Origin of the sequence: Halomonas salsilacus (assembly GCF_051216275.1) — a bacterium.
Taxonomy (GTDB): domain Bacteria; phylum Pseudomonadota; class Gammaproteobacteria; order Pseudomonadales; family Halomonadaceae; genus Halomonas.
This window is the reverse complement of the sequence record NZ_JBPKAQ010000001.1, coordinates 254,431-268,235: the sequence shown is the minus strand read 5'-3', so window position 1 is coordinate 268,235 and position 13,805 is coordinate 254,431. Positions and strand designations below refer to the sequence as shown.

General features: G+C 67.5%; 13 protein-coding genes. 9 read left to right on the top strand and 4 right to left on the bottom strand.

Going from position 1 to position 13,805, the window contains the following annotated elements:
• Positions 1 to 9: 9 nt before the first annotated feature.
• Genes ACR80S_RS01235 through ACR80S_RS01225 form a run of 3 tightly spaced genes read right to left on the bottom strand, consistent with a single transcriptional unit; the run spans position 10 to position 4,197 of the window.
• A complete protein-coding gene (locus ACR80S_RS01235) occupies positions 10 to 1,986 on the bottom strand; it encodes an aconitate hydratase (protein WP_435402347.1) in 1,977 nt (658 codons plus the stop codon).
• A 43-nt stretch (positions 1,987 to 2,029) separates the two neighbouring features.
• The gene (locus tag ACR80S_RS01230; RefSeq protein ID WP_435400572.1) at positions 2,030 to 2,956 is read right to left on the bottom strand and encodes a hydroxymethylglutaryl-CoA lyase; all 927 of its coding nucleotides are present in this window, start codon (positions 2,954 to 2,956) and stop codon (positions 2,030 to 2,032) included.
• Positions 2,957 to 2,982: 26 nt separating this feature from the next.
• The gene (locus ACR80S_RS01225; RefSeq protein WP_435402346.1) at positions 2,983 to 4,197 is read right to left on the bottom strand and encodes a CaiB/BaiF CoA transferase family protein; all 1,215 of its coding nucleotides are present in this window, start codon (positions 4,195 to 4,197) and stop codon (positions 2,983 to 2,985) included.
• A gap of 153 nt (positions 4,198 to 4,350) precedes the next feature.
• Between ACR80S_RS01225 and ACR80S_RS01220 the strand changes: the two genes are divergently transcribed.
• The 7 genes from ACR80S_RS01220 (at position 4,351) to ACR80S_RS01190 (ending at position 11,664) form a co-directional block, all read left to right on the top strand.
• Positions 4,351 to 5,271, top strand: a complete 921-nt coding sequence (locus ACR80S_RS01220; RefSeq protein ID WP_435400574.1) for a LysR substrate-binding domain-containing protein — start codon at positions 4,351 to 4,353, stop codon at positions 5,269 to 5,271.
• Between the two features lie 52 nt (positions 5,272 to 5,323).
• Complete coding sequence (locus ACR80S_RS01215; RefSeq protein ID WP_435402345.1) at positions 5,324 to 6,058, top strand: haloacid dehalogenase type II; 735 nt, start codon at positions 5,324 to 5,326, stop codon at positions 6,056 to 6,058.
• A gap of 14 nt (positions 6,059 to 6,072) precedes the next feature.
• Positions 6,073 to 6,972, top strand: a complete 900-nt coding sequence (locus tag ACR80S_RS01210) for a LysR family transcriptional regulator (protein ID WP_435402344.1) — start codon at positions 6,073 to 6,075, stop codon at positions 6,970 to 6,972.
• A 255-nt stretch (positions 6,973 to 7,227) separates the two neighbouring features.
• Positions 7,228 to 8,211: a TAXI family TRAP transporter solute-binding subunit gene (locus tag ACR80S_RS01205; RefSeq protein ID WP_435400577.1), complete on the top strand. Its 984-nt coding sequence runs from the start codon at positions 7,228 to 7,230 to the stop codon at positions 8,209 to 8,211.
• 99 nt (positions 8,212 to 8,310) lie between these two features.
• Positions 8,311 to 10,269 carry a TRAP transporter permease gene (locus ACR80S_RS01200; RefSeq protein ID WP_435402343.1) on the top strand — a complete coding sequence of 653 codons (1,959 nt, stop codon included), beginning with the start codon at positions 8,311 to 8,313 and terminating at the stop codon, positions 10,267 to 10,269.
• Positions 10,266 to 11,213: a D-2-hydroxyacid dehydrogenase family protein gene (locus tag ACR80S_RS01195; RefSeq protein ID WP_435402342.1), complete on the top strand. Its 948-nt coding sequence runs from the start codon at positions 10,266 to 10,268 to the stop codon at positions 11,211 to 11,213. Before ACR80S_RS01200 ends, ACR80S_RS01195 begins: the two co-directional genes overlap by 4 nt.
• A gap of 52 nt (positions 11,214 to 11,265) precedes the next feature.
• The gene (locus tag ACR80S_RS01190; RefSeq protein ID WP_435400580.1) at positions 11,266 to 11,664 is read left to right on the top strand and encodes a carboxymuconolactone decarboxylase family protein; all 399 of its coding nucleotides are present in this window, start codon (positions 11,266 to 11,268) and stop codon (positions 11,662 to 11,664) included.
• A 106-nt stretch (positions 11,665 to 11,770) separates the two neighbouring features.
• On the opposite strand, the gene ACR80S_RS01185 is transcribed toward ACR80S_RS01190, so the two are convergent.
• Complete coding sequence (locus tag ACR80S_RS01185) at positions 11,771 to 12,421, bottom strand: flavin reductase family protein (protein WP_435400581.1); 651 nt, start codon at positions 12,419 to 12,421, stop codon at positions 11,771 to 11,773.
• Positions 12,422 to 12,699: 278 nt separating this feature from the next.
• On the opposite strand from ACR80S_RS01185, the gene ACR80S_RS01180 reads away from it, so the two are divergent.
• Positions 12,700 to 12,993, top strand: coding sequence for an EF-hand domain-containing protein (locus ACR80S_RS01180; RefSeq protein WP_435402341.1), 294 nt, complete (start codon positions 12,700 to 12,702; stop codon positions 12,991 to 12,993).
• 131 nt (positions 12,994 to 13,124) lie between these two features.
• Positions 13,125 to 13,778 carry a helix-turn-helix domain-containing protein gene (locus tag ACR80S_RS01175; RefSeq protein WP_435402340.1) on the top strand — a complete coding sequence of 218 codons (654 nt, stop codon included), beginning with the start codon at positions 13,125 to 13,127 and terminating at the stop codon, positions 13,776 to 13,778.
• The last annotated feature ends 27 nt before the right edge of the window (positions 13,779 to 13,805 follow it).

The window sequence follows — 13,805 nt, the reverse complement described above, 5'->3', positions numbered from 1 at the left end:
TCCAGTAACTCAGCGGGCCGCCATCAGCTCGCCCTGGCGCGCCCGCAGCTGGTTGATCACCCCGCCCAGGGCGATCAGCTCCCGCTGCCGCCGGGTCAGGCCATGGTGCATGCGGAAGTGGCCCTTGCCCACTACCTCGGCGGCTAGCGTGGGGCCGGCGGCCAGCTGGGCATACAGGTCACGGATCACCAGGCTGTCGCCCTGCTCGAGCCTGTCCCCATCGCCCTCGTCTACGAAGATGAGCGGCAGCGCGCCGAAGCAGATCAGGTTCTGCCAGTGGATGCGCGCGAAGCTTCTCGCCAGCACCACCTGCAGCCCCAGGTAGCGCGGCACCAGGGCGGCGTTCTCGCGGCTGGAGCCCTGGCCATAGTTGTGGCCGCCGGCGATGGCGTGGCCGCCCAGTTCGCGGGTCGCCTCGGCGCGGCGGGCGTAGTCGGGGTCCACCGCCTCGAAGGTGAAGGGCGCCGAGGCGTAGACGTTGCTCCAGTAGGGCATCACCCGCTGCCCCGCGGGCATGATGTCGTCGGTGGAGATGTTGTCGCCGGTGACCAGCAGCACCGGCACCTCGATGAGGTCGGGCAGCGGAGCGAGCTCCGGGAGCGCCGGGGTGTTGTCGGTCTTTTGCAGGGGCTTCAGGCGTGCCTCGGCCAGCGGTAGCGGCGGCGTGAACAGATCGCGGTTGACCACCATCCTCTCGGGTTCCGCTATCCGTGGATAGGCCATGTCGAGGGTCCGAGGGTCGGTGATCATCCCCGCCAGCGCCGAGGCGGCGGCGGTCTCCGGGCTGCACAGGAAGACGCTGTCCTCCCGCGTGCCGGAGCGGCCGGGGAAGTTGCGCGGCACGGTGCGCAGGCTGTTGAGGCCCGCCGCCGGTGCCTGGCCCATGCCGATGCAGCCGTTGCAGCCGGTCTGGTGAAGCCGCGCACCGCTGGCCACCAGATACCCCAGATACCCCTCGCGGATCAGGGTGGCCAGCACCTGGCGCGACGAGGGGTTGATGTCCAGCGAGACCCCTTCGGCGACGCTGCGCCCGCGCACCATCTCCGCCACCACCGCGAAGTCCCGGTAGCCCGGATTCCCCGAGGAGCCCACATAGGCCTGGTGCAGCGGCTTGCCGGCCACCTCGCGCACCGGCACCACCCTGTCGGGGCTCGAGGGCAGCGCGATCAGGGGCTCCAGGCTCGAGAGGTCCAGGACCTCCTCGCGGTCATAGGTACAGCCCGGCTCGGCGGAAAGCGGCTTCCAGTCCGACTCGCGGCCACGGGCGGTCAGGAAGCGGCGGGTCTCCTCGTCACTGGGAAAGACCGTGGCGGTGGCGCCCATCTCGGTGCCCATGTTGGCCAGCACGTGGCGGTCCATGGCGGAGAGGTGCTCGAGGCCAGGGCCGTGATACTCGATGATGGTGTCCTTGCCGCCGGCCACGCCGTGGCGGCGCAAGAGCTCGAGCACCGCGTCCTTGGCCGAGACCCAGTCAGGCAGCCGCCCCTCCAGGCGGATGCCCCAGATCTCGGGCATGGTGAGGTAGAGCGGCTCGCCGGCCATGGCCGTGGCCACCTCGATGCCGCCGGCGCCGATCGCCAGCATTCCCAGCGAGCCGGCGGAGGTAGTGTGACTGTCGCAGCCGACGATGGACTGCCCCGGGATGCCGAAGTGCTCCATGTGCACCGGGTGGCTGATGCCGTTGCCGGGCCCGGAGTACCAGACCCCGAAGCGCTCACAGGCACTCTTGAGGAACAGATAGGTCTCGGCGTTGAGCTGGTCGGCCTGCACCAGCCCGTGGTCGATGTACTGCACGCTGGGCTCGGTGTGCACCCGCTCGAGGCCCATGGCCTCGAGCTCGAGCATCACCAGGGTGCCCAACACATCCTGCAGCAGGGCCTGGTCGATGCGCAGGGCAATCTCGCTGCCGGGCGTCATCTCGCCCTCGACAAGATGATCGCGGATCAGCTGTCGGGCGAGGTTCAGGGGCGTTGATGAGGAAGTCATTGTTATTGGTCTCATGATCACGGTCGTTGATGGGGCGTCGGCGTCAGCGGGCCGGGATGGGATAGCGTCTGTCGGCCTTCCCTGCCTTCACCACCTGGCCCGGGGTATCATGGCCGACAATCGCCGGCAGCAGGGCCGCGGCGGCCAGCAGGGCGTCCAGGTCGACGCCGGTGGGGACGCCCATCTGCTCGAACATGTGCACCAGGTCTTCGGTGCAGACGTTGCCGGTGGCGCCCGGCGCATAGGGGCAGCCGCCGAGGCCGCCCAGCGAGGCATCGAAGCGGATGATGCCGGCCTGCCAGGCGGCCAGGGCGTTGGCCAGGCCCATGCCGCGGGTGTTGTGGAAGTGCAGGGTGAAGGGGGTGCCGGGGAAGCGCGAAAGCGCCGCCTCGCAGACCCGCACCACCTGGGCCGGGTTGGCCATGCCGGTGGTGTCGCAGAGGGTCACTCCCTGGACGCCGAGCTTTAGCAGCCTGCCCACCAGGTCGAGGACCCGCGCCTGGGGCACCTCGCCCTCGAAGGGACAACCGAAGCTGGTGGAGAGCGAGGCGTTGACGAAGACGCCGCTGCCCTGTGGGTGCGATCGCACCACCGCGAGAATCTCGGCGAACTGCGCAAGCGACTGGTCCGGCGTCATGCGCAGGTTGGCCCCGCCGTGGGAGTCACTCGCCGACATGACCAGGTTGATCTCGTCGACGCCGCAGGCCAGGGCCCGCTCGGCGCCCTTGAGGTTGGGCACCAGCACGGTGATCCCCACCCCCGGACGGCGATGGATGCCGGCGACCACCTCGGCGGCATCGCTCAGGTGAGGAATCGCCTTGGGCGAGACGAAGGAGGTAGCCTCGATACGGGCCAGGCCGGTGGCGGAGAGCGCGTCGATCAGGCGGATCTTCTCCGCGGTGGGCACGAAGGTCGCCTCGCTCTGGAAGCCATCGCGGGTCGCCACCTCGTTGATCTGCAGTTGGGTCATGATCGGTGTCCTGGATCGGCCGGGGATCAGATGATGCCGGCGTCGCGCAGCTTGGCGCGGGTGTCTGCGTCGATGCCCAACTCGTCGAGCACCTCCTCGGTGTGCGCCCCGAGCGCCGGGCCGCCGTGGCCCAGGCGGCCCGGCGTGGCGCTGAGCTTGGGCAGCACCCCCGGGACCTTCAGCGGCCGGCCGTCCGGCCGGGTGAACGACTGGATCATCTCCCGCGCCAGGTAGTGGGGGTCACTGGCGATGTCGGCGGCGGTGTAGGGGTAGCCGGCCGGCACGCGCGCCTCGTCCAGAGCGGCGAGGATCTCGTCACGCCCCCGGGACCGCGTCCAGGCCTCGATGGCGGCGTCGATCTCCCCGGCGCGGCGGGTCCTGCCATCGTTCTGGGCCAGCTCGGGATCCTCGGCCAGCTCGGGGCGGCCGATCACCGCCATCAGACGCTTGAAAATGCTGTCGCCATTGCCGGCGATCAGCACGTAGTCGCCGTCCCGGGTGCGATAGGCGTTTGACGGCGTGATGCCCGGCAGGGCGCTGCCGCTGGGTTCGCGAACCTGGCCGCTGGCGTCGTATTCGGGCAGCAGGCTTTCCATCATGGCGAAGACCGACTCGTAGAGGGCCACGTCGACCTCCTGGCCAAGCCCGCTGTGGTGTCGCTCCTGGAGCGCCAGCAGGGTGCCGATCACCGCATAGAGGGCGGAGAGGGAGTCGCCGATGCTGACCCCGACCCGCACCGAGGGCTCACCGGGCTGGCCGGTCAGGTAGCGCAGGCCGCCCATGGCCTCGCCGATCACCCCGAAGCCCGGTTTGTCGCGATAGGGGCCCGTCTGGCCGTAGCCGGAGACGCGCACCATGATCAGCCCCGGATTGGCGGACGCCAGCGCCTCGTAGCCCAGCCCCCAGCCCTCCAGGGTGCCGGGGCGGAAGTTCTCCACCAGCACGTCGGCCTCTGCGGCCAGCCGACGGACCAGTGCCTGGCCTTCGGCCGTGCGCAGGTCCAGGGAGACCGAGCGCTTGTTGCGAGTCTGGACATGCCACCACAGCGAGGTGCCGTCCTCGATCATTCTCCATTTGCGAAGGGGGTCGCCGGTGCCCGGGGGCTCGACCTTGATCACGTCGGCGCCGAACTCGCCCAGCAACTTGGTGGCGAAGGGACCGGCGATCAGCTGGCCCAGTTCGATCACCTTGAGCCCGGCCAGCGGCAGCTGGCGTGAGGTCGGGGAGGTCGGGGAGGTCATGGAGGAACTCCTGAATAACGCGGTTTGTAGTCACCGAGAGTGGGCCACCTCGGGCTCCCCTAGCAATTCGGCAATCGGGAACCGAGGTTTCGCTGTACACGAAGCCATGGGCTAGCATGGGAGGGATCCGCCCCTCCCTGGAGTCCAGAAGCCATGCGCCGCTTCGATTTCGTGACCCTCAAGCTGTTCGTTGCCATCGCCGAGGAGGGGCGGCTGACCGCCGCCGCGGATCGCGAACACCTGGCGCTGGCCGCCGTCAGCAAACGGGTCAGCGACCTGGAATCCATGATCGGCACCGAACTGCTCTACCGGCGCTCCCGCGGCGTCGAGCTCACCCCGGCCGGCCAGGCCTTCCTGCACCACGCCCGGCGCATCCTCGAGGATGTCGCCCGCCTCGAGGCGGAGCTCAGCGAGTACGGCGAGGGGGTGCGCGGCCATGTGCGCATCCACTCCAACACCTCGGCGATCATCGCCTTCCTGCCCCAGGACCTGAGCGTCTTCTCCCGGGAGTACCCGCAGATCAAGCTCGACCTCCAGGAGCGGACCAGCGCCGAGGCCATCGCCGCCGTGCGCGACGGCGTGGCCGATGTGGGCATCTTCGCCGGCCATGTGGCCGCCGACGGCCTCGAGGTTGTGCCCTACCGTCGCGACCAGCTGGTGCTGGTGACCCCGGAGGATCATCCGCTCGCCGATCGCGATCGCCTGTTCCTGCACGAGGCCACCGAGCATGACTTCGTCGGCCTGCAGCAGGACGCCTCCCTGCAGTCGCTGCTCCACGATCAAGCCAATCAGGCGGGGCGCAGCCTTCGCATGCGCATCCAGGTACGCAGCTTCGACGCCATCTGCCGCATGATCCACCACGGCATGGGAATCGGCGTGCTGCCCGAGCGAACCCTCTACCGTGACCTGCGTGACCTGCGCCTGCGACTGATCCCGCTGGCCGATGACTGGGCACGCCGGGAGATCGTCATCGGCATGCGTCACTACGAGACCCTGCCGGTGGTGGCCCGCCACCTGGTCGATCACCTGCTCCAGGCGAACGATGATTTGCATAGCGAACCGGCACCGGCATAGATTTGCCCGACGCCTATCTCTTCAACCGTAATGCCCACCGGGAAGCCTGCAGATGAGTCAGACACGCAATACCCTGAGCGAGATCAAGGCCCTGACCTTCGATGTCTTCGGCACTGTGGTGGACTGGCGCAGCAGCGTGATCCGCGAGGGTGAGGCCCTGGGTCAGGCCCGCGGCATCAGCGTCGACTGGGCCGCCTTCGCCGATGCCTGGCGCGGTGGCTATGCGCCGGCCATGAACCGGGTGCGCCAGGGCGAGCTGCCCTGGACGCGGCTCGACGACCTCCACCGCCTGACCCTGGATCGCCTGATCGACGAGTTCGGCATCGGCGAGGCCCTTACCGAGGAGGACCGGCAGCACCTCAACCGTGCCTGGCACCGCCTCGATGCCTGGCCGGACAGCGTGTCAGGGCTTCGGCGCCTAAAGCCCCGATTCATCCTCGCCACCCTCTCCAACGGCAACGTATCGCTGCTGGTCAACATGGCCAGGCATGCGGGACTGCCCTGGGACTGCGTGATCTCGGCGGAGCTGGCCGGCCACTACAAGCGCGACCCACAGGTTTACCACAAGGCCTGCGAGCTGCTCGACCTGCCCCCCCACCAGGTGATGATGGTGGCGGCCCACCAGGACGACCTTCAGGCGGCCCATCGCGAGGGGCTGTGTACCGCCTTCGTCAAGCGGCCACTGGAGCATGGACCGGATGCCATCCCCGACCTCACGGTGGACCCGGTCTTCGACCTGGTGGCCGATGACTTTCACGACCTGGCCGACCAGCTGCTCGACCCCTGACCCGGGAGCGCCGCATGAGACTCGACCCCACCTCGCTCAGGCTGTTCGTCCGGGTCGCCGAGACCGGCACCATCACCGGCGCCGCCGAGGCGGAATTCATCGCCACCTCGGCGGTCAGCAAGCGGCTCAGCGAGCTGGAGGCCCACTTCAACAGCCCGCTGCTCAAGCGCAACAACCGCGGGGTGGAGCTGACCCCGGCCGGCAACGCCCTGCTCAACCTGTCGCGAGGCGTGCTGCATAACCTTGAAGATCTCGAGCTGCAGATGCGCGAGTACGCCAGCGGTAACCGGGGCATCGTCAGGGTGTTTGCCAACATGTCGGCCATCACCCAGTACCTGCCCACCGAGACCCAACTGTTCTTCGAGAAATACCCCGATATCGGCGTTCAGCTGGAGGAAAAAGTCAGCCCGATCATCACCCGTGAGGTGGTCAGCAACAATGCCGACATCGGCGTCTGCGCGCGGCTTCCCCACGGCTACGACCTGGTGGAATTTCCTTACCATGTCGACGACCTGGTGCTGGTGACGCCCCAGAACCACCCGCTGGCCGATCGAGAGAGGATCGATTTCCGCGAGTGCCTCGACTTCCCTCACGTGGGGCTGCACACCTCGAGCGCCATCAACCTGGAACTGCTGCGTGCCGCCAGCCTCGCCAACCGGCCTCTGCGGCTGCGCATCCAGGTCACCAGCTACGACGCCCTGTGCATGATGGTCCAGGCCGGACTGGGCGTCGGCGTGGTGCCCCGTGGCGCCATCCGGCAGTACGTGGGCGGGCTGGATGTCAGGGTCCTGGGGATTCGAGACGACTGGGCAAGGCGCAGATTGAGCATCTATGTCCACGACCTCGACCGGCTCTCCATGGCCTCACGCATGTTCGTCGATCACCTGATCGAATCCGCCGCTACCGGCGGATAATGCCGGAGATCTTCAAGACATACGGGGCGATTTTTAACGCTGCAATGCGGCATGGAAGTGGGGCTTTTCTTGCCTTCTTGTTTGGAGAAGGCGGCTTCATGAATCACCAATGTACAGGTCGATACCGGGAGGGTATCAATGAAGCCTGGCGCGCTGCCCCTCGTCCCGCGGGCAACGGCGAGCCATCTAACGACAACAGCATCCCGAACTATAACAACAGGCATTCGGCTTTCCGAAAGCCAGGAGAACACAACAATGACATCGCTTTCCCGCAAGGCACGCCTGCTGCTTCCCGCCTCCCTCATCGCCATCGGCAGTCTCGGCGTCTCGAGCGTCCAGGCCGAGACCGCGCTGAACATCGGCGCCGTTCCCACCGGCACCGGCTGGTTCTTCGGCATCTCCGAGGGCGCCCGGGTGGTCAGCGCCAACACCCCCTACGAGATCACCGTGCGCGAAACCGGTGGCACCCGAGAGAACGCCATCCGCCTGGGCCGTGGGGAGCTCGACCTGGCCTTCACCGAGGCCCTGGTGGGCTACGAGATGTACAACGGCATCGGCCGCTTCGAGGAGACCCCGAACCCCGACGCCCGTCTGATCTACTGGATCGCCCCCTCCACCATGCACTGGGCGGTACGCGAGGACTCCGGCATCGAGACCTTCGAGGACCTTAACGGTCAGCGCTTCAACCCCAGCAGCATCGGCGGGGGTGGCGAGTACATCACCGAGCTGGTGTTCGGCATCCTGGGCATCGAGCCCGACTTCCAGCGCATGCGCATCGATGATGCCGCCGAGGGGGTGATCGACGGGCGCCTGGTGGGCTTCAGCTACAACGGCGTGCCGCCGATCCCGGCCTTCACCGAGGTCCACTCCTCGCGCCCGCTGCGCCTGCTGTCGCTCTCCGACGAGCAGGTCGAGGCCGTCACCGCGGAGCTGCCCTTCCTGGCCCCCACCGTGGTCCCGGCCGACACCTACCGCGGCATGCCGGAAGCCACCACCATGGGAATCTACATGGGTGTCGCCGCCAATGCCGGCCTGGCTGACGATACCGTCTACGACATCACCAAGGCGTACTGGGAGAACCACGAGCAGGTGGCCAACTCCTTCAAGCCCGCCGAGGGCGTGACCCCGCAGACCGTGGTCGACAACGCCACCTTCCCGCTGCACGCCGGCGCCCTGCGCTACTACCAGGAGCTGGGCCTGGAGATCCCCGAGGACATCATCCCGCCCGAAGCGCAGTAACTCCCTCTCCCCGCGGGCCAGGCGCCCGCGGGGCATTTCCCGATGTCGTTACCCTGACGCACCGCCCTCCCCCTCGTGCCGCGGTGCGGGAGTCATCCGATGGACACCCCAGCAAATTCCAAAGTCGTCGAGAAATATTCGGAGGACTCGGGCAAGCGCCAGCTGACCGGCTTCTGGTTCCTGGTGACCCGCCTGGCCGCGGTCTCCATGGCGCTGTTTCACCTCTACACAGCCGTCACCGGCCCGGTGAACACCCAGAACGCCATCCACCTGCTGTTCGCCCTGCCGCTGATCTTCCTGGCCTACAGCTGTCGCGTGCGCGACGCCAACCGCATTCCCTGGTATGACCTGGCACCGATCCTCCTCGGCGCGGTGGTCAGCGCCTACTACGTGATCCACTTCGACCGCATCCTCTACCAGCTGGGCTACCTGATGCCCACCACCCTGGACATCGTCTTCGGGATCTCGGCGATCGTGCTGCTGCTCGAGGCCTGCCGGCGCGCCATCGGCCTGGCCTTCCCGATCCTGGTGCTGATTGCCCTGGCCTATGCCGCCTTCGGCCAGCACCTGCCCGGCGTCTGGGGCCATGGCGGCTTCCGCTGGGACGACCTGATCGCCACTTTCTACCTGAGCCCCACCGGCGTCTACGGCAGCCTGATGCGCACCTCCTCCACGGTGATCGTGGTCTTCATCATGTTCGGCGCCCTGCTGGTCACCACCGGCGGCGGCGACACCTTCATGCGCCTCTCCAATGCCCTCACCGGGCGCATGTCGGGCGGGCCGGCCAAGGCCGCCACCCTGTGCAGCGCCATGTTCGGCAGCATCAGCGGCAGCACCGCTGCCAACGTCGCCACCACCGGGGTGTTCACCATCCCGATGATGAAGAAGAACGGCTACAGCCCCCGCTTCGCCGCGGCTACCGAAGCCTCCGCCTCCACCGGCGGGCAGATCCTGCCGCCGATCATGGGCGCCGCCGCCTTCGTCATGGCCGACGTCATCTCCACCAGCTACCTGGAGATCATCGGTGCCGCGCTGATCCCGGCCTTGCTGTTCTACCTGGCCATCTGGATGAGCGTGCACTTCGAGGCCAAGCGCCTGGGCCTCAACCCGATGCCGAAATCGGAGCGGCCCACCCTGCGCGAGGGCCTGTTCAACATCGAGACCCTGGTGATCCCGCTGGCGGTGCTGATCACCCTGCTGGTGATGCGTTATACCCCGACCACCTCGGCGGTGGCCGCCTATTTCACCGCCATGGCGCTCTACCTGTTCTCCTGGCGCAGCCCAGGCACCTTCGTGGAGCGCCTCAGGTCGCTGCCCGCGGCGCTTGAGGCCGGCGCGATGACCGCCGCCATGATCGCGGTGATCATCGGCAGCGTAGCGATCATTGCTTCGGTGATCAGCCTCACCGGCCTGGGCCTCAAGGTCTCCTCGGTGATCCTGGTGGTCAGCGGCGGCGACGTGCTCATCACCCTGCTGCTGGCCATGGTAGTGGCCATCATCCTCGGCATGGGCCTGCCCACCGTGGCCGCCTACATGCTGGCCGCCTCGGTGGTGGCGGGGGCCTTCATCGAGGCTGGCCTGCCGAGCCTCTCGGCTCACCTGTTCATCCTCTACTTTGCGATCCTCTCCGGGGTAACTCCTCCGGTGGCGCTGGCCGCGTACATCGCCGGGGCCATCGCCGGCTCCCACTGGTTCCGTACCGCGCTGACCGCCACCAAGATCTCCCTGGGCGGCTTTTTGATCCCCTACATGTTCATCTACCACCCGCCGCTGCTCGGCAACGGCACGATGCTGGAGATCGCCATGGCGGTGGGGTCGGGGGTGCTCGGCATCATCGCCCTGGCCGCCTCCACCATCGGCTACTTCCGACGGCCCTGCTCCTGGCTGGAGCGGGGCCTGCTGCTGGTCGCTGCGCTGATGCTGATCAGCGGACAGGCGATCACCGACGTGGTCGGCATCGCCCTGATCGGCGGCCTGTTCGCCTGGCAATCTCTGAGACACCGCCCAGACGGGGACGCACCGGCGCGCCCCGACCATGACAAGGAGCCTGCACGATGAGGATCGTGATTCCCGACGACTACCAGAACTGCGTGCGTCACCTGGACGCCTTCGCCCAACTGGAGGGCCACGACGTCACGGTGTTCAACGACACCGTCACCGACCTGGACACCCTGGTGGAGCGCTTCCAGGACGCCGAGGCCCTGGTGCTGATCCGCGAACGCACGCCGATCACCGCCGAGTTGCTCGAGCGGCTGCCCAACCTGCGGGCGATCAGCCAGACAGGCGGCGGTGCCGCCCACGTGGACATGGCCGCCTGCCGCGAGCGCGGCGTCACTGTGATGGCCGGCACGGGCTCGCCCCATGCCGCCGCCGAGCTCACCTGGGCCCTGGTGATGGCCGCCATGCGCCATCTCCCCGAGGAAGTCGCCAACCTCCGGGCCGGGCGCTGGCAGCGCACCCTGGGCACCGGCCTCAAGGGCCGCACCCTGGGCATCTTCGGCTACGGCAAGATCGGCCAGCTGATGGCGCGCTACGGCCAGGCCTTCGAGATGCAGGTACTGGTCTGGGGCCGCGAGGGCACCCGGAGCCGGGCCGCCGAGGCCGGCCTCGAGGTGGCCGCCAGCCAGGCGGAATTCTTCGAACACAGCGACGTGCTCAGCCTGCACCTGCGCCTCAACGAGGGCACCCAGGGCATCGTCAGCGCCGACGATCTGGCCCGCATGAAGCCCACCGCCCTGCTGGTCAACACCGCTCGGGCCCAGCTGATCGCCCCCGGCGTGCTGGAGGCCGCCCTGCGCGCCGGCCGCCCGGGCATGGCCGCGGCGGACGTCTTCGAGACGGAGCCGGTGGTCCAGCACCCGCTGCTGGCGCTGCCCAACTTCCTCGGCGTGCCCCATCTCGGGTACGTGGAGAAGGACAGCTACGAGCTATACTTCGGCGACGCCTTCGCCAACCTGCTGGCCTTCGCCGCCGGCGAACCCGTCAAGAACCTGGCCCAGTAGTCGTCAACAAGAGTAGCCGCCCGGAACGAGCCAACGACAAGGAGCCCCGACCATGAGCCACCGACAGGACGACCTCGACCCCAACGGCCTGGCCACCCGGCGCGAGGTGCTCGGCGACGCCTACGTGGACGCCGCCCTATCCCAGGTGGATGACTTCAGCTGGCCGATGCAGGAGTTGGTGACCCGCAACTGCTGGAACGACATCTGGAACCGGCCGGGCCTGGCGCGCCCCACCCGCAGCCTGATCAACATCGGCATGCTGGTGGCGCTGAACCGCCCCCACGAGCTCAAGGTGCACCTGCGCGGTGCACTCAACAACGGCTGCAGCGAGGAAGAGATCCGCGAGGTACTGCTGCAGTGCGTGCCTTACTGCGGCTTCCCGGCCGCCATCGACGGGCTGCGCACCGCCCGCGAGGTGCTCGCCGCTTGGCGGGAGGAGCAGACCGGCTGAGCTGACAACGTCGGTGACCCTGAGAACCGGCAAGACTCGACATAACCGCCAGCGGCGGGCCTCGACCCGCCGCTGGCGTACGTCTCGCTGACCCGGTCGAGCAGATTCAGCCGCCGCGCTGCTGTGCGCTCATCGCGCTGCCCGAGGCTGGGCGTTCCACCTCGAAGAGGTCGGTGCAGCGGGCGTAGTCGTTGCCGGCCATGCGCCCGATGGGCCTGAGACCCTCGAGGCTCACGTGGCGGCCGTTCCAGATGGCGTCGTCCACATGAATGGATATCACCTCTGCCAGCACCAGGTTGCCGGCCAGCGGCTGGTCGCCGAAGCGGATGATCTCGCGCAGCCGGCAGCCGAATGCCACCGGGGCACCAACTACCCGCGGCACCGAGACGCCGGCCATGGCGACCTTCTCGAGACCCGCGTGGAGGAACTCGTCGTCGCCGTGGGCCAGCCCCGCGCTGGTGGCGTTCATCTCTTCCACCAGCCCCTCGCCGCTGATGTGCACCACGCACTCCGGCACCTCGCCCAAGTTGCGGATGGTGTCCTTGGGGTTGGCGTCACCGTCGAGCAGCGGCGAGAAGCCCAGCACCGGCGGGTTGACGCTCACCACGTTGAAGAACGAAAAGGGGGCCAGGTTGGCGTTGCCCGCGGCGTCCAGGGTCGAGACCCAGGCAATGGGACGCGGACAGATGGAACCGGAGAACAGGCGATAGATCTTGCCCGAACTCAGGGTGTTCTCTTCCAGCAGGTAGTCGCTCATGGCGGTGATTCTCCGGTTAATGGTGGCCCATGCGAGCCATGGTAACCGCTATCTCACGAGCTGCCGACGCCCAATCCGGTATCACGGCCGATGCCGGCGGCATCGGCAACAGTCCGTGGCTGCTGGCCCATGAGGCAGGCGAGGTACCCTTCAGTCCGGGGTTACGCTCTTTACAGCAGGAACATCCAAGTCTCGCAGAGCCACTCAAGCATTTACCGCGATTCGGACCCATCTTTTAGTTGGGGCTCGATGTACCATCGGGTCCACACAGGAGGGTGATGAACATGATCACTCAAAGACTGGCTATCTCGGCACTGCTCGGATCACTGCTGCTAACGGGGTTCGCCTGGGCCGAGGGAGAGCCCTTCCAGCAGCATCGCATGGAACAGACTCGCGTCGAATCCGTTGCTCCCCAGGGTCGTGACCATTTCGCTCGGCTGGATACGAACGGCGATGGCAGGATCTCGGCCACCGAGGCTCAACAACGGGCCCTGCCGGAACCCTTCTGGGTTCTGGACAGGAATCAGGACGGCCATGTGACAAAACAGGAGTTTCGGTATCGGTCAATCTGATCCATCGGCAGAACACACAGAGGCGGGAGTGCCTGACGCCCGCCTCTGCCTTGGTGCGACCATAACGGGAGATGGCGACACCGTGTGCTGGCAACACTATAGTTAAGCTAGCATCGGGAGGCCGATAGACCATGAGACATCGCAGCATGATCGTCGAAGATCAGCCGAGCCTGCCAGGGGTCGACGAGATAAGCAGCGCTCGACGTCCCGCTTCGCGCGGCGCCATTCGGCAACCCGATGTCATCCTGCTGGAGCGCCAGGCCTTCCAGCCCGGTGAGCTCGAAAAATTGCTCGCCGATCTGGCAGATACCCCCATCGTCGTGATCCTGTCACCCGGCCGGGATGATCGGCATGTGCAGCAGGCCCGGCACGCCGCGGTGGTGGCGCTGTCGGGACGGTCCGCCGCGGCGCCCCCCACCCGAGAGGACGCTCCCGCGCCCCATGGCCGACTCACCGACTGGCAGGTCCGACGGATCGAGGCCCATATCGAGGCGCATCTGGACGAGACGATCCACGTTCGCGATCTGGCAGCCTTGAGCCGGCTCAGCCTTGGCCACTTCGCCCACGCCTTCAAGCGGACCTTCGGCATCCCGCCACTGGCCCATGTCACCCACCGCCGCCTGACACGGGCCTGCGAGCGGATGCTCGCCGGCGACGAGCCGCTGTCGCGCATCGCCCAGGAGTGCGGCTTCTGCGACCAGTCGCATTTCACCCGGCATTTTCACCGCGCCCTGGGCATGGCCCCGCATCACTGGCGGCGCCTTCATGCCCCCGGCCCACTGTGAACCATCGTCCCCCGGCCGTGAAAAAAC